Raw genomic sequence first — 22,358 nt, 5'->3', positions numbered from 1 at the left:
GTGAGTCTCGACGGGCAGGTCAGACGGTCTGCAGCTCGGGGACCCGTTCGTGGTCGTGCACCTGGCTCTGTGTGCCGCCGAGGTGCTGCAGTCGGCGCTTGAAGATCAGCAGTGCGGCCGGCAGCAGCACCAGTCGGACGACCGTGGCATCCAGCAGGATCGCCACCGACAGGCCCACGCCCATCTGCTTCATCTCCAACAGGCTGAGGGTCGCGAACACGGCGAACACCGACACCATGACTGCCGCAGCGCTCGTCACGACACCGGCGGTGTCTCGGACGCCGCGCTCGACGGCGTCCTCGTAGGGGAGTCCGCGTCGCAGACCTTCACGGACCCGGCTCAGGACGAACACGTGGTAGTCCATCGACAGGCCGACCAGGACCACGAAGCAGAACAGCGGGATCCAGTCGACGATGAAGCCCGACGACGTGTAGCCCAGCAGCCCGTCCGCCCAGGAGTGCTGGAACACCAGGGTCAGGACGCCGAACGCTGCTCCGACCGACAACAGGTTCAGCGCCGTGGTGATGAGGGCCAGCGTCAGGCTCCGGAACGTCCAGAGCATCATCATGGCCGTCAGCGTCAGGACGAAGCCGATGACCAGCGGGAGGTGTGACGGCTGGTGATCGTGGTCGTACGCCTCCGCCACACCTCCGCCGACGGCCGCAGTGGTGCTCGGCAGTCCGGCGATCGCGGACGGGACGGTGCTGTCGCGCAGCATCTCGAGCGCCGTGTCGTTGCGCGGGTCGCCCTCGGGGTGGGCCGCTGCCATGGTGAGCGCCACAACGCGCCCGTCGGATGACGCCCGGACGGACTGATCGCCCGGGTCGGTGACGCCCGCGGACACCGCGTCGGTCTCGACTGTCCGAAGAGCGGCCTCGGCTGCCCGGGTCTGGCCCGCGCCGGACTGCAGGACGACGGTGAAGCTCGGGTGCTCGGACGGGAAGCTCTGCTGGACGCGCTGGAAGGCCTGCACCGCCGCGATGTCCTGCGGCAGCGTGTCGACGGTCGGCTGGTGTGTCGACATGCCGAGCGCCGGAACGGCCAGACCGACCAGCGTGCCTCCGGCCAGCAGGGCGGAGACGACCGGCCTGCGGACGACCGGGCGGATCAGGCGACCGCTGATCCCGCCCGAACCGATGCGTCGAGTGAGCCGCCACACCAGCGGCACGCGAGGGCGGTCGACGAAGCGACCCAGGGCGACCAACATCGCCGGAAGGACCGTCAAGGACCCGACGATCGCCACCAGGACGACGATGATCGCGCCCGTGGCGAGGGAGGTGAAGACGGCGTCTCCGGACAGGAAGAGGCCCGACATGGCCACCACGACCGCGACCCCGGACACCACGACGGCACGCCCCGCGGTGGACGCGGCGATCTCGACCGCGTCGACCGTGGAGCGCCCGAGCCGCCGTTCATCACGCTCGCGCTTGAGGTAGAACAACGAGTAGTCGACACCGACGGCCATGCCGATCAGCAGCACGATGTTGGCGACCGAGCCGGAGTCGGGAGCCAGGTACGACACGGGGGCGTACAGCCCGAGCGCCGTGACGACCGACGTGATGGCGAGGATCACGGGGATCCCGGCAGCGATGAAGGCGCCGAAGGCGATCAGCATGATCAGGAACGTGACGGGCAGGCTCGTGGTCTCCGCGGTGGAGAGGTCGTCGGCGACCTGGTCATTGATGCCCTGGTCGAGCGAAGCCGCGCCGGCCTGCTGCACGTCCAGCTCGGGGTGGTCCTTCTGCACCCGCTGGGTGGTCGCGATCAGGGCACCGACGTGATCGGCAGCGTCCTCGCTGTCGCCGGCCATCTCGATCGGCACCAGGACGGCATCCTTGGTCGACGAGACGACCGGGGAGCCCACGGACGACACGCCCGTGACGTCGCGGGCGGCCGTGCTCACCTGGGCGGCGACGGCTGACGCACGCTGGAGGTCGAGCCTCCCGCGCGGAGCGGTGATGAGGACCGACTCGGTCGGGCTGGCGGCCAGTCCCGCCTGGTCGAGCATCGCGGCGGCCCGGCCCGACTCGCCGACCCGGCTGTCGTCGGGCAGGGTGCGACCCGGGACGAGGGACGACAACGCCACGGCGACCGCCACGAGCGCGAACCACGCGCCGATGGCGCGCCATGGGTGCAGGGCGCTCCAGCGCGCGAGGCGGACGGTGGGGGTGCTGCGGGACATGGGGTCCCCTTCCAGAGGTCGACGATGCGTCAACTCTGGTGATCCCCTCCGCGCGGCACGAGGGGACTGAGTCCCGTTCACACAGTGGGTCCAGGCCCACTGTGCCGTGGTCCCAGCGTCGGCAGGATCGTAGGCGTCGTCACCATCTGGGAGGCTCGACCCATGACCGTCACCACAGCGCTCGCCCTGCCGCGGGAGGAGTCGTTCATCGACGGTCTGCGCCGCAGGACGGCCCTCACCGGCGTCTCGGTGCTGTACGTGCTGCTGGCCCCGCTCGCCGTCGTGATGCTGTCCGTGGTCGTGACCGCGCTGAGTGTGGCGATCGTCGGTGTGGGCCTGGTTCTTCTGCTGGCGTTCGTGCCGATGCTGCAGGCACTGGCCATGGTCCACCGGCGTCTCGCGGAGCGGCTCCTGGGCGTCACCATCGAGTCGCCGTACGCGCCCCGCCGCGGCCGCTCGCCTGGGGAGGTGCTGAAGGGCTGGGCGTCGGACCCGGCGCGCTGGCTCGATCTGCTCTGGACCTTCGCGGCGGTGACGATCGGCTGGGCCCTCGCCTGGATCGGGCTGGGGCTCGCGCTGGCCGTCGGCTTCTACGCGCTCTACCCGTTGCTGTTCGCCCTCACGCCTGCCGGCACGTTCGACCTCAGCTACGGAGTCATCACGATCGACACCCAGGCCAGCGCGTTCGTGCAGTGGGTGTGGGTTCCCGTCGTCTTTGCGCTGTGGTGGTGGCTCGAACCGCTCGTCGTGCGAGGGATCGCCCAGATCGACCGGGCCCTGCTGTCGCCGTCGCGCGCCACGCTCGAACGGCGGGTGGCGGAGGTGTCGGCGTCGCGCGCGGACTCGGTGGACCACTTCGCGGCCGAGCTGCGCCGCATCGAGCGCGACCTGCACGACGGCGCCCAGGCGCGGCTCGTCGCGCTCGGCATGAGCCTGGGCCTCGCGCAGGAGCTGCTGGACAGCGACCCCGAGGCCGCGGGCGCGCTGCTGCAGGAGGCACGCGGTGTCACCGCGTCAGCGCTCGGCGACCTGCGGTCGGTCGTGCGGGGAATCCATCCACCGGTTCTCGCCGATCGCGGCCTGGCCGGGGCGGTCCAGGCGCTCGCCCTCGACATGTCGGTCCCGGTCTCGGTGACGATCGTGCTGCCGGGGAGACTGCCGGCACCTGTCGAGTCGGCCGTGTACTTCGCCACGAGCGAGCTGCTCGCCAACGTCGGCAAGCACGCCGACGCCCACCGGGTGACCATCGACGTCGTTCACGACGGCGACGTGCTTCGTGTCGTCGTGTCGGACGACGGTCGGGGTGGAGCCTCGCCCGACGCAGGATCGGGCCTGGCGGGGGTCGCTCGCCGGGTGGGCGCGTTTGACGGCACGATGGACGTCGTCAGTCCCGCCGGGGGGCCGACCGTGGTCACCGTGGAGGTTCCGTGCGCGTTGTCATCGCCGAAGATCTCGCCCTCCTCCGTGACGGACTGACCCGGCTGCTGGAGGCGTACGACTTCGAGGTCGTGGCGGCGGTCGACGATGCGGTCACGCTCGCCGACGCGCTGCGCACCCATCGACCCGACGTCGCCGTCGTCGACGTCCGCATGCCGCCCACCTTCACGGACGAGGGCTTGCGGGCGGCCATCGCGGCCCGCGACGAACGTCGCGGCCTGCCTGTGCTCGTGCTGTCGCAGTACGTGGAGCAGCTGTACGCGCGAGAGCTGCTGAGCAGTGGCGACGGAGCAGTCGGGTACCTGCTGAAGGACCGGGTCGCCGACGTCGCGACGTTCGTCGACGCCGTGCGAACGGTGGCCGCCGGCGGCACCGTGCTCGATCCGGAGGTCGTGTCGGCCCTGATCGCCCGCGCACCGACCGACAGCCCGGTCAGCCGCCTGACGCCACGAGAGCTGGAGGTGCTGGAGCTGATGGCGCAGGGCCGGTCCAACGCCGCGATCGCGGCAGCCCTCTTCGTGACCGAGAAGGCCATCGGCAAGCACACGAGCAACATCTTCATGAAGCTCGATCTCGACCCGGACGACGCCACGTCCAACCGTCGCGTCATGGCCGTGGTGGCCTATCTGCAGGCCTGACGGTCAGTGGTTGACGGCCGTCGCACGGCGTCGCGGGGAAGCCTCGCGCACCGAACCCGCCGGCGCAGTGACGTCCTGCTGCGCGCCGAGGTGGCGGATGAACGTGCCGATCTCCTCGATCGCAGCGCGTGCTTCGGGGACCCACGACGCAGCAGCCTGGAAGACGTGGACCTGCCGGTCCCACACCTGCAGCTCGCAGGGGACCCCGGCCGAGGTGAGGCGATTGGCCATCAGCTCCGAGTCGGGCATCAGGACCTCGCGTGACCCGACGTGGATGAGCGTGGGTGGCATGTCGGCGAGCGGCATGTCGACCGGGCAGACCCGCTGTCCTGCGACGCCGCCACGGGTCTCGACGCGGTGCGCCACCTTGCTGAGGCGTGACACGGCCGCCATGGGGAACGTCTGGCAGCGGTTGGCGTTGCGGTGCTCGCGCTTGCGGGTGTCGTCGAAGTCGAGCAGCGGCGAGATGGCCACGATGCCGGCCGGCTTGCCCCAGCCGCGATCCATCACGGCACGCGCGACGCTGAAGGCCAGGTAGCCACCGGCCGAGTCGCCCGCGATGGTGATCTGGTCGGCGCGGTAGCCCTGCTCGACCAGCCACGCGAACGCGTCGACGCCGTCGCGGATCGAGGTGAGGATCGGCTCCTCGGGCATCTGGCGGTAGCCGACGTTGAGCACGGGCTGCTTGGTCGAGAACGAGATGCGAGACACCAGACGGCGATGGGTGTTGAGCCCGCAGGTGAGGAAGGCGCCGCCGTGGAAGTACAGGATCGCGCCGTGGTCGGTCGACTCGTCGACGCCCTTGGCGCGCAGCCACTCCGACGAGCAGTCGCCGATGGTGACGGTGCGCCAGCGAGTGCCCTCGTGCACCGGCAGCAGGCGTGCGGCGGTGTCGATCAGGTTGGGCGGGAAGACCTCGAAGGGAAGCTTCGACCACACGCCGAGCAGGGGGCGGACGGTGTGACGCAGGCCGAGACCCAGCATCCGCGACTGCGCGCTGGCCCCGGGCATGAAGCGCGGCTCAGCGGCCACTGTCAGGTGCGACACCATGGGGAAGGCTCCTTGTTCATCCAGAACGGTTCGTCCAGAACGCGGTGTTCTCGAGAGTTCGACGTCCGTTCGTGATCTACAGTGACGTGCGCCACATCGGCTCGTTTAACCATACTCAGGTCGAGCTCCATCCGTGGGAATTCGACGCTCAAGGGAGTCCAGATGCCGTTCATGCCGCCGACCGACTCGATGTTTCTCCTGGCGGAGTCGCGCGAGCATCCGATGCACGTCGGTGGGCTGCAGCTGTTCGTCCCGCCCGAGGACGCCGGGCCCCAGTTCGCCCGCGAGATGGTCGACGCGTTCCGCCAGAGCGACGACGTCTCGGCGCTGTTCCGTCGTCGCCCGGCCGAGCCGGTGGGGTCGCTGGGCAACGCGTGGTGGGCCACCGATCCGGTGATCGACTACGACTACCACGTGCGGCACTCGGCCATCCCGACGCCGGGGCGCATCCGCGAGCTGCTGCAGCTGACGTCGCGCTGGCACGGCGCGTTGCTCGACCGGCACCGCCCCCTGTGGGAGTGCCACGTCATCGAGGGCCTGCAGGACGGCCGCGTCGCCGTCTACAGCAAGATCCACCACTCGATGGTCGACGGCGTCGCCGCGATCAAGCTGATGCAACGCACCCTGAGCGAGGACCCGGAGGCGCGCGACTGTGTGCCGCCGTGGTTGCTGCCGCCGCGATCCGGCGGATCGCAGGACGCCCGCGGCTTCGACCCGTGGGGTCTGGTGCGTGCCGGCGCCGACGTCGCCGGAGAAGCTCGCCGGACTGGTGCCCACCGGGCTGAGGATCGCCCGTCAGGTGGTCCGTGACAACGACATCACCCTGCCCCGGGCGCCCAAGACGATCCTCAACGGACCGGTCGGGGGAGCGCGACGGTTCGCGGCCCAGTCGTGGGAGATCGCCCGCATCCAGCAGGTCGCCAAGTCGTCCGCCACGACGCTCAACGACGTCGTCCTAGCGATGGTCAGCGGTGCCTTGCGCGCCTACCTGATGGAGCAGAACGCGCTGCCGGACGAGCCGATGACCGCGATGGTCCCGATCTCGCTGGCACTGCGCGCCGACTCGGCCGGACGCGAGGGCGGCAACCAGGTGGGCGCGATCGTGGTGAATCTCGCCACCGATCGCGAGAACGGGTCGACCCGCCTCGAGGAGATCTCCTACAGCTCCCGGCAGGCCAAGAAGATCATGGGGGACCTGTCGCCGATGCAGATCCTGGCCCTGTCGGCGGTGCAGATGGCGCCGTTGGCGATGACACCGGTGCCCGGGTTCGTCCGCTACACGCACCCGCCGTTCAACGTGATCGTCTCCAACGTGCCCGGCCCGACGAAGGAGATGTACTTCAACGGTGCCCGTCTCGACGGCATGTACCCGGTCTCGATCGTGCTGGACGGCCAGGCGCTGAACATCACCCTGACCAGCCGCAAGGGCTTCCTCGACATCGGGCTGATCGGTTGCCGCCGATCCGTCCCTCACCTGCAGCGCCTGCTGCAGCACCTCGAGGATGCACTGGCCGAGCTGGAGAAGTCCTGGGGCTAGCGCTGCAGCTCGCTGCAGCGCCTGCTGCAGCACCTCGAGGATGCACTGGCGGAGTTGGAGAAGTCCTGGGGCTAGTCCGCTCTAGGGTGAGCTCGTGAACGCGCTGCTCGCTCTCGTCGCCGTGCTCGGGGTCTCGGCCTCCGGCCCCCTGATGGCCGGAGCCGCGGCGCCCGCCCTGGCGATCGGGATGTGGCGCAACGCGCTGGGAGCGCTGGCGATCTCGCCGTTCGCCGCTCGGCGTGCCCCGGCAGAGCTCGCCGGCCTCGATCGACAGGGGCGTCGCGACCTCGTCCTGGCCGGCGTCATGCTGGCGCTGCACTTCGCCACCTGGATCACCGCCCTGAAGCTGACCTCGGTGGCGGCCGCGACGGCCATGGTGAGCATGCAGCTGGTGTTCATCGTCGTGATCGACCGCTTTCACGGGACCCGGCCGTCGCGCCAGGTCCTCGTGGGCGTGGTGCTGGCTCTCCTCGGGGTCTTCGTCATCACCGGGATCGACCTCACGCTCTCGCGCGAGGCGCTGGCCGGCGACCTGCTCGCACTGACCGGGGGAGCGGCGGCGGCGCTGTACCTCGACGCCGGCAATCGGGTGCGGCGCCAGGTCTCGACCACGTCGTACACCGTCGCCTGCTACGCCCTCTGCGCCGTGATCCTCGCCGCGGTGGCGCTGCTGGCCGGCGTCGACCTGGTGGGGTTCTCCGCCGCGACGTGGCTGGCGATCGTGGGCGTCACCGTCGCCGCGCAGCTGCTGGGGCACTCGATCCTGAACCACCTGCTGTCGGTCATGACGCCGGGGACCATCTCGTTGCTGCTGCTGCTCGAGGTTCCCGGAGCGGCGATCCTCGCTGGCATCTTCCTCGGACAGACCCCGCCGCTGGGCGTCTATCTCGGCCTGCTCCTGATCCTCGCGGGCCTGGCGGTGGTCGTGGTGCGGCGCCCGCCGGCCGAGGCGCCCACCACCTGACGTCACCCAGATCACGACCCACAGTCCAGCCGACCCGGCTACTGGTCGGTACAGTCGACAGGTCACACCGCAGCGAGCAACCGCTGCACGACGCCACCAGCGCTCAAGCGCTGGATGACGCCACCAGCGCGAAAGCGCTGCACGACGCCCCCAGCGCGACAGCGCTACACGACGCAAGGAGTACCGATGGGCCGCCTCGTCAGCACCGAAGGCTTGACCGATGATCAGACCGAGATCCTCAAGCTGGTGCGCCAGTTCGTCGAGAAGGAGATCATCCCGGTCGCCACGGACCTCGAGCACAAGGACGAGTACCCGACCGACATCGTCGAAGGCCTCAAGGAGCTCGGCATCTTCGGTCTGATGATCCCCGAGGAGTACGGCGGACTCGGCGAGTCGCTGCTGACCTACGCGCTGGTCGTCGAGGAGATCGCCCGCGGCTGGATGAGCGTGTCCGGCGTCATCAACACCCACTTCATCGTGGCGTACATGCTGATCCAGCACGGCACGGACGAGCAGAAGCAGAAGTATCTGCCGAAGATGGCCACCGGCGAGGTCCGAGGCGCGTTCAGCATGTCCGAGCCCGGCCTCGGGTCCGACGTCTCGGCCATCAGCACCAAGGCCACCAAGACCGATGACGGGTACGAGATCACGGGTCAGAAGATGTGGCTGACCAACGGCGGCTCGTCCACGCTCGTGGCGGTGCTGTGCAAGACCGACGAGGGCAACGACTCGGTCTACAAGAACATGACCACGTTCCTGGTCGAGAAGGAGCCCGGCTTCGGTGAGACCGCCCAGGGCGTCACGGTGCCCGGCAAGATCGACAAGATGGGCTACAAGGGCATCGACACCACCGAGATGATCTTCGAGAAGCACCAGATCTCGGCCGATCAGGTCCTCGGCGGCGAGCCCGGCAACGGCTTCTACCAGATGATGGACGGTGTCGAGGTCGGCCGCGTCAACGTCGGCGCCCGCGCCGTGGGCATCGCGAACCGCGCCTTCGAGCTCGGCATCGCGTACGCCCAGCAGCGCGAGACCTTCGGCAAGCCGATCGCCCAGCACCAGGCGATCTTGTTCCGCCTGGCCGAGATGGCCACCAAGGTCGAGACCGCCCACGCGATGGTCGTCAAGGCCGCCCGCCTCAAGGACTCCGGCCAGCGCATGGACGTCGAGGCCGGCATGGCCAAGATGCTGGCCTCGGAGTACTGCAACGAGGTCGTGCAGGACTCCTTCCGCATCCACGGCGGCTACGGCTACTCCAAGGAGTACGAGATCGAGCGCCTGTACCGTGAGGCTGCATTCATGCTCATCGGCGAGGGCACGTCGGACATCCAGAAGATGATCATCGGCCGAGCCCTCCTCAAGGACTACAAGCTCTAGGAGCACACATGGCTGAGATCTTCGCGCTGGAGTACCCCCAGTCGCTGGGTGTGTACGACAACTACGCGGCAGCGCAGAAGGCCGTCGACTACCTGTCCGACGAGCAGTTCCCCGTGGAGAACGTGCTGATCGTCGGCACCGACCTCAAGCAGGTCGAGCGGGTCACCGGCCGCCTCACCTGGGGCCGGGTGCTGATGGCCGGTGCCGGATCGGGCGCGTGGCTGGGCCTGCTGATCGGTCTCATCCTGAGCCTGTTCACCGACGGCAGCCGCTCGAGCCTGTCGATCATCCTCGGTGGTGTCGGCTTCGGCATCGTGTTCGGCGTGGTCTCGGGTGCGCTGGGCTACGCCGCCACCCGCGGTCAGCGTGACTTCAGCTCGGTGCAGAAGGTCGTCGCCACCAAGTACGAGGTGCTGGTCGAGCACAAGTTCCGTGCGCAGGGCCAGGAGCTGCTGGCGAAGATGCCGGGCAGCGCGGCAGCCGATCCGTTCGCATGAGCGACCACACCAAGACCAATGCCGGGAACTTCTTCGAGGACTTCTCGGTCGGACAGGTCATCGAGCACGCCACGCCCCGCACGATCACCGAGGGAGACCGCGCCCTCTACGGCGCCATCTACCCCACGCGGTTCGCCGTGCCGTCGTCCGCGCAGTTCGCGGCCGCGGTCGGCCTGGCGCCACACCCGGTCGAGGACCTGATCGCCTTCCACGTGGCCTTCGGCAAGACGGTGCCGGACATCTCGCTCAACGCCGTGGCGAACCTCGGCTACGCCGAGTGCCGGTTCCATCGCCCCGTCGTTCCCGGCGACACCCTGCGGACCTCGTCGGAGGTCATCGGACTCAAGCAGAACTCCAACGGCAAGACCGGTGTGGTGTGGGTCCGTTCCACCGCCACCAACCAGCGCGGCGAGACCGTCCTGGACTGGGTGCGCTGGGTCATGGTGCGCAAGAACGACGTCGAGGCGCCCGCGCCCGAGACGGTCGTGCCCGAGCTCGCCGACGTCGTCGCCGCCGAGGACCTGATCGTGCCCGCCGGACTCGACTTCACCGACTACGACCTCGCGGCCGCGGGGGAGCCCCACCGGTGGGCCGACTACGTGGTGGGCGAGAAGATCGACCACGTCGACGGCGTGACCCTCACCGATCCCGAGCACATGATGGCGACCAGGCTGTGGCAGAACACTGCGAAGGTGCACTTCAGCACCGAGGCGCGGCCCGACGGCACCCGCCTGGTCTACGGCGGTCACATCATCTCGATGGCGCGTGCGCTGTCGTTCAACGGACTGGCCAACGCCCAGCTCGTCGCGGCGATCAATGCCGGCGCGCACACCGCTCCGGCCCTGGCCGGCGACACCGTCTACGCGTGGTCGGAGGTGCTCGACTCCGCCGAGACGCCCGCCCCCGGTGTGGGCGCGCTGCGCCTGCGGCTGGTCGCCACCAAGGGTCGCGACGAGTCGATGACCCTGCGCGGCGAGGACGGCAAGCACGCCCCCGGGGTGCTGCTCGACCTCGACTACTGGGTGCTCGTGCCGCGATGACCGCCGAGCTCTGGCTGGTCCGCCACGGCGAGACCGAGTGGAGCGCCAGCGGCCGGCACACCGGCACCACCGACGTCCCCCTGACCGAGACCGGCGAGCAGAGCGCCCGCTCGCTGCGGCCGAAGCTCACGCAGACCACGTTCGCCCAGGTGTTCACCAGTCCACGCCGTCGTGCCGTCCACACCGCGGAGCTGGCCGGATTCGATCACGCGCCCGTCGACGACGACCTGGTGGAGTGGGACTACGGCGACTACGAGGGGCTGACCACGCCGCAGATCCGCGAGACGGTCCCGGGCTGGACGGTGTGGTCCCATCCGTGTCCCGGCGGAGAGACCGCCGACCAGGTGGCTGCCCGACTGGACCGGGTCGTCGAGCGCGCCCGGTCCGTCGACGGACGGACGCTGGTGTTCGCCCACGGTCACTCGCTGCGCGCCCTCACCGCCAGGTGGCTGGACCTGCCCGTGGCGGAGGGCCGTCACTTCGATCTCGGGACAGCGACCCTGTCGGTCCTGGGCGACGACCGCGGCACGCCGGTCGTGCAGCGGTGGAACGTCTAACCTGAGCCCGTGCGCATCGATCTCCACACCCACTCGAACCGTTCCGACGGGACCGATGACCCGGCCGACCTGGTCGCACACGCTGCGCTGGCCGGGCTCGACGTCGTCGCCCTGACCGACCACGACTCCACCGAGGGGTGGGCCGAGGCTCAGGTCGCGGCCGACCACCACGGCATCCGCCTGGTGCGCGGCATCGAGATGTCCACGCGCCTGCAGGGCAAGAGCATCCACCTGCTCGGGTACTCCTTCGATCCGGCGAACCCCGCGCTGGTTGCCGAGCTGAAGGCCATCATCGACGGTCGCACCTCACGGCTGCCGGCCACCCTGGAGAAGCTGCGGGGCGAGGGCATCCACCTCACCGAGGGCGACGTCCGGGCGCAGTCACGCGAGGCCGCCGCGCTCGGTCGCCCCCACGTCGCCGACGCCCTGGTGGCGGCCGGCGTCGTCTCCGTGCGCGACGAGGCGTTCACGCGGTACCTCAATCCGGGCCGGCCGGCCTACGTCGACCGGTACGCCGCAGATCTCGCCTCGGCGATCGGCCTGCTCAAGGCGGCCGGAGGACGTGCCGTGCTAGCGCACCCGTGGGCGCGCGGGAGCGACCGGGTCCTCACCGCAGACGTCATCGCCGCCCTGGTGGAGTCGGGTCTCGACGGCATCGAGGTCGACCACCACGACCACGGACCCGAGGCCCGCGCGGCACTGCGGCAGATCGCCGCTGACCTCGACCTGGTCGTCACCGGATCCAGCGACCACCACGGCACCGGGAAGGGCGCGGGGTTCCACCTCGGCGCCAACACCACGGCCCCGGACCAGCTCGAGCGGCTGCTCGGCTGACGCCGAGACGTGCCCAGATCCACGGATCGGTCAGAGGGGTGATCGGGATGTCCACCACCGGTCGCCGTGCGTTCATCTCGAGGTCGACTCCGCTTCGCGTCAGCTCCCTAGCGTCGAGCGGGTGCTCATCCCCCGAGGCCGTCACGGCCTGACCACGCCCGCTCTCCTCGCGACGGCCACCATGGTCCTTGTTGCCCTCGTCGCCTCGGCCGCAGTGGCCGTCGACGACCCGCCGACGGTCTCCGCCGACGACGCGCTGCTGTCGCTCGACGTGCTCGGCACCCATCGCACCGGCCAGTTCGACCAGTCTGCCGCGGAGATCGTCGCCTTCGATCCCGGCACCGACCGGGCCTACGTCGTCAACGCCAACTCCGGCCGGGTGGACGTGCTCGACGCGGCCGACCCGTCGGCGCCGGCGCTGACCACGTCGATCTCCGCTGCAGGGACGACGGCCGCCGACGGCTCCACGATCCCGGCCGGCGCCGTCGCGAACTCCGTCGACGTGCGGGACGACGGCCTCGTGGTGGTCGCCGTCGAGTCCGACACCAAGACCGACCCGGGCTGGATGCTGGTGGTCGACGGCCAGTCCCTCCAGGTGCTGGGTGCGGTGCGGGTCGGCTCATTGCCGGACATGGTCACCCTGACGCCGGACGGCTCACGCGCCGTGATCGCCAACGAGGGTGAGCCCGACGACGACTACGCGGTCGATCCCGAGGGATCGATCTCGGTGGTCGACCTGCCCGACACGCTGGCCGCCCCGCCGCAGAGCGCAGTCTCCACGGCCGACTTCCACGCCTACGAGGACGGTGGAACCCGCACACGCCCCGACGGCGTCAGGGTATTCGGCCCCACGGTGAACACCGACTTCCCGGTGTCGGCCAATCTCGAGCCCGAGTACGTCGCCCTCGACGACGCCGGCACCACGGCGTACGTGACGCTGCAGGAGAACAACGCGTTCGCCGTGGTCGACCTCGCCACGGCCACGGTCACCGACCTGCTGCCGCTCGGCGCCAAGGACCACTCGATCGCTGGACAGGGACTCGACCCGTCCGACCGTGACGGTGGGATCGCCATCGGGACCTGGCCGGTTATGGGTCTGTACATGCCCGACACCATCCATTCCTACGTCGCCGGCGGTCGCACGTACCTGGTCACGGCCAACGAGGGCGATGCCCGCGAGTGGGGCGACTACGCGGAGCCGGCGCGGGTCAAGGACCTGGGCAAGAAGGGGCTGGCTCCGATGTGCGACGACAACCCCGCCGTCGACCTGGGCGCGGACGACGAGCTCGGCCGCCTCAACGTGTCGACGGCCAGCGGCCTGTCCGCCGACGGCTCCTGCTACGAGCAGCTGTACTCCTTCGGAGCCCGGTCGTTCTCCATCTGGGACACCGACGGATCGCTCGTGTTCGACTCCGCGGACGCCTTCGAGCAGATCACCGCACAGGCAGCACCGGAGTTCTTCAACTCGAACCACTCCGAGTCCAACTTCGAAGGACGCAGTGACGACAAGGGCCCTGAGCCCGAGGCCATCACGGTCGGCACCGTCGGCGACCGCACCTACGCGTTCGTCGGCTTCGAACGGGTCGGCGGTCTGGCGGTCTTCGACATCACCACGCCGGCCCGGTCCACGTTCGTCACGTACCTGAACAACCGCGACTTCTCGGTGTCGGTCGAGGACGCGGCCGATCCTGCCGCCGTGCTGGACGCCGCCGGCGACCTCGGGCCGGAGAGCATCGCCTTCGTCCCGGCCGAGGACTCGCCCACCGGCGGGGCGATGCTGGTGGTGGGCAACGAGGTCTCGGGGACCACCACCTTCTACGGGCTCACCGCGCAGTTCGCGTCGACGACCACACCGGTCATCGAGGGCGACCTGAGCGTGGGATCGGAGCTCGCCGCGACGGTGGCCCCGTGGTCGCCGGAGGCAGAGTTCGGTCACCAGTGGCTCCGCGACGGCGAGCCCATCGACGGAGCAACCGAGGCGACCTACACCACGGTGAACGACGACGCAGGTGCTCAGCTGACGGTCAGTGTCACCGGCACCGCACCCAGCCACGCCGCCACGACCCGCACGAGCGACGCCGTGCAGATCGCGCCCGCCGCCGGCACGCTGGTGCTGACGCTCGACGACGACCAGGTCCAGCCGGGCGACACCGTCACGGGCGCCGTCGAGGGAGCGCAGCCGGGGGAGACCCTGGACGTCACGCTGTTCTCCGACCCGGTCGATCTCGGTTCGATCACGGCGGACTCCACCGGTCTCGCCGCCGTGTCGGTGGTCGTCCCGGAGGACACCCCGCCCGGTGCCCACCGACTGGTCGTGGAGGGCGCGTCGGGCCAGGCGGAGGCTGCTCTCACGGTGCTGGCGTCGGCCGATGTCGACGGTGGATCGTCCGGCGGGCTGCTGCCCGACACCGGCTCCCCGATCACGTGGCTGTCGTTGGCGGCGGCACTCGCAGCGCTGCTCGGCGGCACGCTGCTCGTCCGTCGTCGACGCGCCTGAGGAGAGTCACCCAGTAGCCCCGAACTGCTCGACGCGGACGGTGTCGGCTCGCACGCCGGACTCGCCGAGCAGGCGGCTGGCGTAGCCGACGAATCCGACCGATCCGCACACGTACGCGCGCAGGGTGCCGTCGACCAGGGGCGCGACCTCGTCGGGGTAGGGAGGCGCGGAGACCCGCTCGACGCCGTGCGCGTCGGTGCGGTTCTCCTGCGTGAGAGCGATGAACGCGCCGTACTCGGCCAGCTCCTCGGCGTACGGGAGGGTGGCCCAGGTGCGCCCCACGGCCACCACGCGCAGGTCGTCGCGTCGGTCGTGGCGGGCGGCCCAGCGCATCATCGAGATGATCGGTACGAGTCCGGAGCCGCCGGCCATCGCCAGTGCCGGCTCCTCGCCGCGCCACGTGAACCAGCGGCCGATCGGGCCGCGGACCTCGAGCAGGTCGCCGACCTCGAGCACGTCGTGCAGGTGTCCCGACACCTCGCCGTCGGGCATCTGTTCCACGAGCAGCTCGATCTGGGGGTCCTCGGGGTCCGAGGCCACCGAGTAGGAGCGTTGGGCCGTGTAGCCGTCCTCGGCCCGAAGGCGCACCACGTAGTGCTGACCGGGCAGTCCGGGCTGTCGGTCGGGCACGTCGAGCCGGATGCGGACGAAACCGGGGCCTGGGTGGGCGATGTCGGCGACGGTGGCCACCTGCCAGCCCGTGGGGCCGCTGCTGACCGTCACGGATCTCCCACGTAGCGCTGCTCCAGCCACGGGTCGCCACGGTCGTGGTACCCGTTGTTCTCCCAGAATCCCGGACGGTCGGTGACGGCGACCTCGAGCCGCTCGATCCACTTCGCGGACTTCCAGAAGTACAGGTGCGGCACCAGCAGCCGGACCGGACCGCCGTGCTCGGGCGTGAGCGGCTTGCCCTGCGCCTCCCACACGATCCAGGCCTTGCCGCCGCGCAGGTCTGCCAGCGGCAGGTTGGTCGTGTACCCGCTGGCCGTGTGGGCGATCACGAACCCGGCGTCGTCGGTCGGGCGGGCTGCGTCGAGCAGCACGTCGACGCTGACACCGGAGAACGTCATGTCGAACTTGGACCACGTGGTGACGCAGTGGATGTCGCCGACGAACGTGTCGCCCGGCAGCGCGTGGACGGCGCGCCAGTCCCACGTCTGAGGTGACTCGACGGCGCCATCGACGGTCAGCGACCAGTCATCGGTGCGGACCGTGGGCGTGACCTCGGCCGACAGCACCGGCCAGTTGTCCCCGACGTCGTACTGGCCTGGCGGCAACCTGCCCGGATCGGCATCGCGCCGACGTCCGGTGAACCCACGGGTGACGGGCGGTCCGGTGTCGGTCATGTGTGCGTCTCCAGGAAGGGCAGCCAGGCAGCGAGGAAGCCTGGGGTGTTCTCGATGGCGGGGGAGTGCTCGGAGTCTGGCACGACGTGCACCCGGGTCCCGAGGCGTCCCGCCATGTGGGACTGCGCCTCGTGCGGCCACGCGTCGTCGTCGATCCCGCGACCCACCCAGCACGGCACTGCGGTGGCCGCGACGGCGTCGACGACGTCGGGAGCATCGATCAGCAGCTGGGTGATGGCCCGCAGCGAGGTCGGGGCGTTGGAGGTGAACCGGCGCCGCAGGAAGTCGGTGATCTGCTGTGGCTGGGAGGCAGGCTGCTCGAAGGCGGTGAAGATGTCGGCGAGCGACACGGTGCCGATCGCCTGGACCAGGCTCTCCAGGGGGCGGTCCGGTGCACTGCCCAGCGCGCCGGGTCCGGTGCACAACAGGCTGAGGGACGTCCAGACCCCGGGGCGGTCGACCACGGCCTGCTGCGCCACCAGCCCGCCGAACGAGTGCCCCAGGACGTGCGACGAGGTGAAGCCACGGGCCGCGGCGACGGCTGCGGCGTCGGCCGCGAAGCCCGACAACGAGTAGTCGTCGTCGGGTCCGCCCGGCGTCTCGTGCTGGCCGCGCTGGTCGTACGCGGTGACGGCGAAGCCTGCCTCGGCCAGGCCGGGCAGCGCCGGGGTGAAGTCCTCCTTGGAGCCGGTCCATCCGGGCACCAGCAGCACGTGCCCGCGCGGGTCGCCCTGAGGTGCCAGGGTGTGGGCCGCGAACGGTCCGCGATCCGTCTGCACGGTCGTGGCCACGACCCCGGCGGGGAAGCTCCAGGGACAGCGGCGTGCTCATCGCCCGCGCTTCGCCATGCGGGTCACGAGCTTGGCCGGCAGGTACGAGGCGAGCAACGTCAGGACCTTGTAGCGCAGCGACGGCACCGACAGCGCCTTGTCCTTCTGCAGGTCCTGCAGGGACTTCTTGACGACGTAGTCGGGCTTGAGCCACATCCAGCGGGGCACACCGCTGACGTCCATCTGGCCGCGCTGGTGGAACTCGGTCCGCACGAAGCCCGGGCACAGCGCCTGCACGGCGATGTTGACGTCGTCGTAGTGCACGTCCGCCCAGCGCGAGAGGTTCACCAGCCACGCCTTGTGGGCGGAGTAGACGCCGCGGGGGGTGAACGCGGCCACGCTCGCGACGTTGATGATCTGGCCGCCTCCGCGCCCGGCCATCGCCTTGATCGCGGCGTCCATCAGGTGCATCGGGGCGCGTACGAGCAGGTCCAGCTGGGCGTCCTCGTCGACGATGTCGGTGGTGCCGAACCAGCCCGCGAGAGAGGATCCGGCGTTGTTGACCAGCAGGTCGATCGGCTGTGCGGTGGCCGTCAGCCGTGCGGCCACCCGGTCCATGCCCTCGGTGGTGCTGAGGTCGGCGGCGATGATCTCGACCCCCACCCGGTGCTTGGTGCGCAGCTCGTCGGCCACCTGCTCCAGGCGGTCGGCCGTGCGGGCCACGATCACGACGTCGTGCCCGTGGGCGGCCAGGGTGCGGACGAAGGAGTTGCCGATGCCGGAGGTGGCGCCCGTGACCAGCGCGCGACGTGTCATGGGGCCAGCATGCCAAACGATGTGCGCGGCGGCAGCGCTGGCGGGTGGCACAATGGCGCACGTGACGACGACGATCGCGGTGGCGAACCAAAAGGGTGGGGTCGCCAAGACCACCACCGTCGCCTCGTTGGGGGCCGCGCTGGTCGAGCTGGGCCAGCGCGTGCTGCTGGTAGACCTCGATCCGCAGGGCAGTCTGACCTTCTCCCTGGGCATCGATCCCGAGGAGCTGGACGTCACCGTCGGCGAGGTGCTGCTCGGCACCAGCAAGCCGTCCGAGGCCATCCTCGTCACCGAGGAGGGCATCGACCTGATGCCGGCCAACATCACCCTCACGCAGGTCGAGGAGTCCCTGGTGTCACGCACCGGCCGCGAGCAGCGGCTGCGCGTGGCGCTGGACAAGGTCGCCGACGACTACGACCTCATCCTGATCGACTGCCCCCCGAGCCTCGGGGTGCTCACGGTGGGTGCCCTGTCGGCCGCGCGGCTCGTGCTGATCCCCTTGCAGGCCGAGACCCTCTCGCACCGCGGCGTGGGCCAGCTGCTCGACACCATCTACGACGTCAAGCAGTCGATCAACTCCACCCTGTCGATCGTCGGCGTGCTCCCCACGATGTACGACGGGCGCACCAAGCACGCCCAGAACGTGCTCGCTGCCATCTCCGAGACCTACGACCTGCCGGTCATCGAACCCGCGATCCCCAAGTCCATCCGCTTCGCCGAGGCACCGGCCATCGGCCGCAGCGTCCTCTCCACCGCGCGTCGACACAAGGGGGCCGAGGCCTACCGCGACGTCGCCCGTGTGCTCATCGCCGCGGCCTCGACCCGGGGCAGTCGGGCGAAGTCGGGCCGCACGTAGCCCGCTCGCTCTAGAATGAGCGCGTGCCCTCCCACCGCGCCAGTCGATCGCGTGCCCACCGGCGTGCGGGATTCCTGGCTGCCGCGCTCACACTGAGCGCCGCCGTCGCCGTGGCGGCCGTCGTCGTCACGCCGCGGCTGGGCACCGGCGCGACCGCGGCCACGGCCCCGGTCCAGCAGGCCGCCCTGCGCACCGCGAACCTCGACCCGGTGCCGACACCCGCGCCCTCTCCCGAGGTGGAGCCGGTGAGCGTCGAGGAGTCGACGGCGCTGCCCGCCGATTCCGGCTCCGGGCGGCGCATCGTGTTCGACCAGAGTGACCAGCGTGTCTGGCTGGTGGGTGCCGACGACAGGGTCGCCCGCACGTACCCGGTCTCGGGCAGCCGATTCAACAACCTCAAGCCCGGCAGCTACACGGTCCAGTCCCGCACCCGACACGCCACGGCGTTCGACGGCAGCGGCTCGATGGAGTACTTCGTCCGGTTCGCCACCGGCTTCAGCGAGCCGATCGGCTTCCACTCGGTGCCGGTGGACAACAGTGGCGCGCTCGAGCAGACCAAGGACCAGCTGGGCACCCCGTTGTCAGCTGGGTGCGTGCGCCAGTGGATGCCCGACGCGATCGCCCTGTGGGACTTCGCGCCGGTCGGCACCCCCGTGGTGGTCACCGCCTGACGCGGTCCACGAGTCCGGGTCAGTCGGACTTGGCGACCGTCTCGCCGGAGCGGGTGCGGTTGCGGCGACGCCGGTTGCGGTTGCGGGTGGGTGCGTCGCCCGTGGACGCGTCGCTGGTCTGGGTCGAGTCCGACCCGCGACGCGAACGTCCGCCGCTCTCGCCGCGACTGGCCTGACCCCGACCGCCCTGGCCGCCTCGGCTGCCGCCACGGTCGCCGGTGCGCGGCTCCTTGGGGCTGGGCGGCTTGAGCCGGCCCTTGACGTCACGGCCGATGCCGAGGTCGGTGAACAGGTGGTCCGACGTGGAGTAGGTCTCGACCGGCTCCTCGAAGGGCAGGTCCAGCGCCTTGTTGATCAGCTTCCAACGCGTCAGGTCGGCCCAGTCGACGAAGGTGACCGCGGTACCGGTCTTGCCGGCGCGCCCGGTGCGGCCGATGCGGTGCACGTAGGTCTTGTCGTCCTCGGGGCAGTTGTAGTTGATGACGTGGCTGATGTCGGCCACGTCGATGCCACGGGCCGCGACGTCGGTGGCGACCAGCGTGTTCACCTTGCCCTCGCGGAAGCGCGTGAGCGCCTTCTCGCGCGCTGGCTGGGCCATGTCGCCGTGCAGCGGAGCCGCCGGGAAGCCGCGGTCGATCAGGTCGTCGGCCACGCGCTGAGCGGTGCGCTTGGTGCGGGTGAAGATGATGACGCGGGCCACGTCGTCGGCCTGCAGGATGCGGGCCAGCACCTCCGCCTTGTCCATCTCGTGGGCCTGCCACACGAACTGCGACGTGGTGGGCACGGTCTGGTTGGCGTCCTGGCTCTCGGCCCGGATGTTCATCGGGTGGTGCATGTGCTTGCGCGCCAGCGAGACGATCGCCGACGGCATGGTGGCCGAGAACAGCATGGTCTGCCGGGTCTCGGGGGTGCGTGACAGCAGCGCCTCGACGTCGGGCAGGAAGCCGAGGTCCAGCATCTCGTCGGCCTCGTCGAGCACGACGGACTTGACGTGCGAGAGGTCGAGCGCGCCGCGGTTGGCGAGGTCGAGGAGGCGACCGGGCGTGCCGATGACGATGTCGACACCGGCGGCCAGCGCGTCGAGCTGCGGGTCGTAGCCGACACCGCCGTAGATGAGCAGGCTGCGGGTGCCGCGCTTGGCGGCCGCCGTGGCGACGTCGCCACCGACCTGGATGGCGAGCTCGCGGGTGGGCGCGACGATCAGGGCCTGCGGCTTGCCGGGGGCGGCGAGCTGGTCGTAGTCCTTGTCGGCCGGCGCGACGGTGCGCTGGATGACCGGGATGGCGAACGCCAGCGTCTTGCCGGTTCCGGTGCGGGCCTGGCCGATCAGGTCGGTGCCCATCAGGGCGACCGACAGGGTCATCTCCTGGATGGGGAAGGCGTCGATGATGCCGACGTCGGCAAGGGCTTCGGCGATCTCGGGCATGACGCCCAGGTCGGTGAACGTGGTCACAGAAAATCTCAAATCATGAGGGAGCGGTGGGTTCTCGGTACGTGTCGTGATGCTTCTCGAGACAGACGTACGAGACCTCACGACGGAGATACGGCCCCAAGGGGCGGTCCCAGTCTATCGTGCGGACGCTACGCTGCGGTCCATGGCCGCAGACGAGTCAGAACAAGCCCAGTACCGCGCCGGCATCCTCGAGCTGATCGGCATCCTCGCCTACGGCGAGATCAGCGCCTGCGAGCGGCTGGCCGAGGACGCCGCGATGGCGCCGGACCTGGCCACGAAGGCCGAGATCCTCGCGATGCTCGCCGCCGAGCACGACCACTTCGAGAAGCTGCGCGACCGGCTCGTCGAGATGGGCGAGGACCCGTACACGTTCATGGAGTCCTTCGCCGACATCTTCGACCGTTTCCACCGCCAGACCACCCCCAGCGACTGGCTCGAGGGTCTGGTGAAGGCCTACGTGGGCGACGGACTGGCCGCCGACTTCTACCGCGAGATCGCGGCGTACCTGGACCCGGAGACCCGTGAGCTGGTGCTCGAGACGCTGTCCGGCACCGGGCACTCCGAGTTCGTCGTCGACGCCATCCGCGGGGCGATCGAGAAGGATCCCCGCGCCGGTGGCCGACTGGCCCTGTGGGGGCGCCGGCTCATGGGCGAGGCGCTCAGCCAGGCCCAGATGGTCGTGGCCGAGCGCGACGCGCTCAGCACGGTGCTGGTCGGTGGCGTGGACCAGCCCGGCATGGACCTGGCCGGCATCGGGCGCATGTTCACCCGCATCACCGAGGCGCACGCCGCCCGCATGGACAAGCTGGGGCTTGCTGCCTGACCGAGCGAGCTCTGCGAGCCCCGGGTCAGGTCAGTCCGACGCGGCGGTGGTGGCTGCCGCGGCAGCCAGGCCGAAGCCGACCTTGCCCTTGGCGTCGGAGGTGAAGTCGAGGTAGGCGACACGCTCCGCCGGGACGGCCACGGTGCGGCCCTTGTCGTCGCTGAGGACGAAGACGCCCTCGTCGGCGACGGCCTTGGTCAACGCGTCGAGCACCTTCTCCGAGGACAGGTCGGTGCTGATGGACAGCTCTCGGGGGGCGTGCTGCACGCCGATCTTGACCTCCACGGTCACTCATCTCCTTCGTTCGTCTGATCGCGTCCGCGATCATGGGGGAAGCCGCCGATGCCGCGCCATGCGAGTCCGGCGACCAGCTCGACGGCCTCGTCGCGGCTCAGGCTCGAGTCGCGCGACATCCAGTTCTGCGCGCCGAAGTGGCCCATGCCCACCAGGCTGACCGCCAGCAGGTGCGCGGCGGGGCCCGGAAGACCGGTGTCCTCGCGGATGACCTCGGCGATCGCCGAGGCGGACTCGAACACGACCCGGTCGATCTGGCGGCGCACGGACGGGTCGTTGGTGAGGTCGGACTCGAACACGAGGCGGAACGCGGCGCCCTGGTCGGCGACGTAGCCGTACCAGAGCTCCATGGTCGCCATGACGCGTCGGCGGTTGTCGGTGGTGGACGCCAGGGCGTCGCGGACCTCGGCGATCACGGTGTCGCAGGAGGTCTCGAGCAGCGCGAGGTACAGGTCGAGCTTGCCGGGGAAGTGCTGGTAGAGCACGGGCTTGGAGACACCCGCCCGCTCGGCGATCTCGTCCATCGACGCGGCGTGGTAGCCCTGGTCGACGAACACCTCGAGCGCCACGTCCAGCAGCTGGGCTCGCCGCGCCGAGCGCGGCAGACGGCTGGAGCGCGGGCGGGCTCCGATGGCTTCGGTCACGACGTCACAGTAGTCGGTCGATCAGAATGCGGACGGAGCGGCGCGGCCTTCCGGCGTCGGGAACAATGGTCCGCG

At 70.2% G+C, this 22,358-nt stretch carries 23 protein-coding genes; 14 read left to right on the top strand and 9 right to left on the bottom strand.

Annotated features, from left to right (window positions below; translation table 11 throughout):
- Positions 1–19: 19 nt before the first annotated feature.
- Entirely contained in the window at positions 20–2,182 is a 2,163-nt protein-coding gene (locus AC0L5F_RS06155) for an MMPL family transporter (protein ID WP_473315738.1), read from the bottom strand.
- A 162-nt stretch (positions 2,183–2,344) separates the two neighbouring features.
- Between AC0L5F_RS06155 and AC0L5F_RS06150 the strand changes: the two genes are divergently transcribed.
- Together AC0L5F_RS06150 and AC0L5F_RS06145 are read left to right on the top strand one after the other, a co-directional pair.
- On the top strand, positions 2,345–3,658 hold the full coding sequence (locus AC0L5F_RS06150; protein WP_473315737.1) for a sensor histidine kinase: 1,314 nt from the start codon (positions 2,345–2,347) through the stop codon (positions 3,656–3,658).
- A complete protein-coding gene (locus AC0L5F_RS06145) occupies positions 3,610–4,257 on the top strand; it encodes a response regulator (protein ID WP_473315736.1) in 648 nt (215 codons plus the stop codon). The genes AC0L5F_RS06150 and AC0L5F_RS06145 overlap by 49 nt, the downstream gene beginning before the upstream one ends.
- Before the next feature lie 3 nt (positions 4,258–4,260).
- Here AC0L5F_RS06145 and AC0L5F_RS06140 read toward each other — a convergent pair whose 3' ends face one another.
- Positions 4,261–5,307 carry an alpha/beta hydrolase gene (locus AC0L5F_RS06140; RefSeq protein ID WP_473315735.1) on the bottom strand — a complete coding sequence of 349 codons (1,047 nt, stop codon included), beginning with the start codon at positions 5,305–5,307 and terminating at the stop codon, positions 4,261–4,263.
- A gap of 162 nt (positions 5,308–5,469) precedes the next feature.
- Between AC0L5F_RS06140 and AC0L5F_RS06135 the strand changes: the two genes are divergently transcribed.
- The 9 genes from AC0L5F_RS06135 (at position 5,470) to AC0L5F_RS06095 (ending at position 14,610) form a co-directional block, all read left to right on the top strand.
- A complete protein-coding gene (locus tag AC0L5F_RS06135; protein WP_473315734.1) occupies positions 5,470–6,117 on the top strand; it encodes a wax ester/triacylglycerol synthase domain-containing protein in 648 nt (215 codons plus the stop codon).
- Positions 6,038–6,844 (top strand): WS/DGAT domain-containing protein, encoded by an 807-nt coding sequence (locus AC0L5F_RS06130; protein WP_473315733.1) that lies wholly within the window; start codon positions 6,038–6,040, stop codon positions 6,842–6,844. Before AC0L5F_RS06135 ends, AC0L5F_RS06130 begins: the two co-directional genes overlap by 80 nt.
- A 94-nt stretch (positions 6,845–6,938) precedes the next feature.
- The gene (locus AC0L5F_RS06125; RefSeq protein ID WP_473315732.1) at positions 6,939–7,808 is read left to right on the top strand and encodes a DMT family transporter; all 870 of its coding nucleotides are present in this window, start codon (positions 6,939–6,941) and stop codon (positions 7,806–7,808) included.
- Positions 7,809–7,994: 186 nt separating this feature from the next.
- Positions 7,995–9,185 (top strand): acyl-CoA dehydrogenase family protein, encoded by a 1,191-nt coding sequence (locus AC0L5F_RS06120; RefSeq protein ID WP_473315731.1) that lies wholly within the window; start codon positions 7,995–7,997, stop codon positions 9,183–9,185.
- 8 nt (positions 9,186–9,193) lie between these two features.
- A complete protein-coding gene (locus AC0L5F_RS06115; RefSeq protein ID WP_473315730.1) occupies positions 9,194–9,682 on the top strand; it encodes a YflT domain-containing protein in 489 nt (162 codons plus the stop codon).
- Positions 9,679–10,722 carry a MaoC family dehydratase gene (locus tag AC0L5F_RS06110; protein ID WP_473315729.1) on the top strand — a complete coding sequence of 348 codons (1,044 nt, stop codon included), beginning with the start codon at positions 9,679–9,681 and terminating at the stop codon, positions 10,720–10,722. The genes AC0L5F_RS06115 and AC0L5F_RS06110 overlap by 4 nt, the downstream gene beginning before the upstream one ends.
- On the top strand, positions 10,719–11,279 hold the full coding sequence (locus tag AC0L5F_RS06105; protein ID WP_473315728.1) for a histidine phosphatase family protein: 561 nt from the start codon (positions 10,719–10,721) through the stop codon (positions 11,277–11,279). The genes AC0L5F_RS06110 and AC0L5F_RS06105 overlap by 4 nt, the downstream gene beginning before the upstream one ends.
- A gap of 9 nt (positions 11,280–11,288) precedes the next feature.
- The gene (locus tag AC0L5F_RS06100; RefSeq protein ID WP_473315727.1) at positions 11,289–12,113 is read left to right on the top strand and encodes a PHP domain-containing protein; all 825 of its coding nucleotides are present in this window, start codon (positions 11,289–11,291) and stop codon (positions 12,111–12,113) included.
- 121 nt (positions 12,114–12,234) lie between these two features.
- A complete protein-coding gene (locus AC0L5F_RS06095; protein WP_473315726.1) occupies positions 12,235–14,610 on the top strand; it encodes a choice-of-anchor I family protein in 2,376 nt (791 codons plus the stop codon).
- Positions 14,611–14,616: 6 nt separating this feature from the next.
- Here AC0L5F_RS06095 and AC0L5F_RS06090 read toward each other — a convergent pair whose 3' ends face one another.
- From AC0L5F_RS06090 to AC0L5F_RS06075, 4 genes are read right to left on the bottom strand one after another with little or no spacing between them, the layout of a single operon-like run.
- Entirely contained in the window at positions 14,617–15,333 is a 717-nt protein-coding gene (locus tag AC0L5F_RS06090; protein ID WP_473315725.1) for an FAD-binding oxidoreductase, read from the bottom strand.
- Positions 15,330–15,956, bottom strand: coding sequence for a sulfite oxidase-like oxidoreductase (locus AC0L5F_RS06085; protein ID WP_473315724.1), 627 nt, complete (start codon positions 15,954–15,956; stop codon positions 15,330–15,332). The genes AC0L5F_RS06090 and AC0L5F_RS06085 overlap by 4 nt, the downstream gene beginning before the upstream one ends.
- Positions 15,953–16,747, bottom strand: a complete 795-nt coding sequence (locus AC0L5F_RS06080) for an alpha/beta fold hydrolase (RefSeq protein ID WP_473315723.1) — start codon at positions 16,745–16,747, stop codon at positions 15,953–15,955. Before AC0L5F_RS06080 ends, AC0L5F_RS06085 begins: the two co-directional genes overlap by 4 nt.
- A 36-nt stretch (positions 16,748–16,783) precedes the next feature.
- A complete protein-coding gene (locus AC0L5F_RS06075; protein WP_473315722.1) occupies positions 16,784–17,542 on the bottom strand; it encodes an SDR family NAD(P)-dependent oxidoreductase in 759 nt (252 codons plus the stop codon).
- Between the two features lie 52 nt (positions 17,543–17,594).
- Between AC0L5F_RS06075 and AC0L5F_RS06070 the strand changes: the two genes are divergently transcribed.
- A complete protein-coding gene (locus AC0L5F_RS06070) occupies positions 17,595–18,398 on the top strand; it encodes a ParA family protein (protein ID WP_473315721.1) in 804 nt (267 codons plus the stop codon).
- 23 nt (positions 18,399–18,421) lie between these two features.
- On the top strand, positions 18,422–19,069 hold the full coding sequence (locus tag AC0L5F_RS06065) for a L,D-transpeptidase (RefSeq protein WP_473315720.1): 648 nt from the start codon (positions 18,422–18,424) through the stop codon (positions 19,067–19,069).
- A 19-nt stretch (positions 19,070–19,088) separates the two neighbouring features.
- Here AC0L5F_RS06065 and AC0L5F_RS06060 read toward each other — a convergent pair whose 3' ends face one another.
- On the bottom strand, positions 19,089–20,522 hold the full coding sequence (locus AC0L5F_RS06060; RefSeq protein WP_473315719.1) for a DEAD/DEAH box helicase: 1,434 nt from the start codon (positions 20,520–20,522) through the stop codon (positions 19,089–19,091).
- A gap of 142 nt (positions 20,523–20,664) precedes the next feature.
- Between AC0L5F_RS06060 and AC0L5F_RS06055 the strand changes: the two genes are divergently transcribed.
- Positions 20,665–21,345, top strand: a complete 681-nt coding sequence (locus tag AC0L5F_RS06055; RefSeq protein WP_473315718.1) for a ferritin-like fold-containing protein — start codon at positions 20,665–20,667, stop codon at positions 21,343–21,345.
- 30 nt (positions 21,346–21,375) lie between these two features.
- On the opposite strand, the gene AC0L5F_RS06050 is transcribed toward AC0L5F_RS06055, so the two are convergent.
- Positions 21,376–21,630, bottom strand: coding sequence for a DUF3107 domain-containing protein (locus AC0L5F_RS06050; protein WP_473315717.1), 255 nt, complete (start codon positions 21,628–21,630; stop codon positions 21,376–21,378).
- Between the two features lie 2 nt (positions 21,631–21,632).
- The gene (locus AC0L5F_RS06045) at positions 21,633–22,283 is read right to left on the bottom strand and encodes a TetR/AcrR family transcriptional regulator (RefSeq protein ID WP_473315716.1); all 651 of its coding nucleotides are present in this window, start codon (positions 22,281–22,283) and stop codon (positions 21,633–21,635) included.
- Between the last annotated feature and the right edge of the window lie 75 nt (positions 22,284–22,358).

It is taken from the genome of Aeromicrobium sp. 10G20-16 (genome assembly GCF_055809665.1).
The sequence above is the reverse complement of the archived record's forward strand: the minus strand, read 5'-3'. Positions and strand labels throughout refer to the sequence as shown.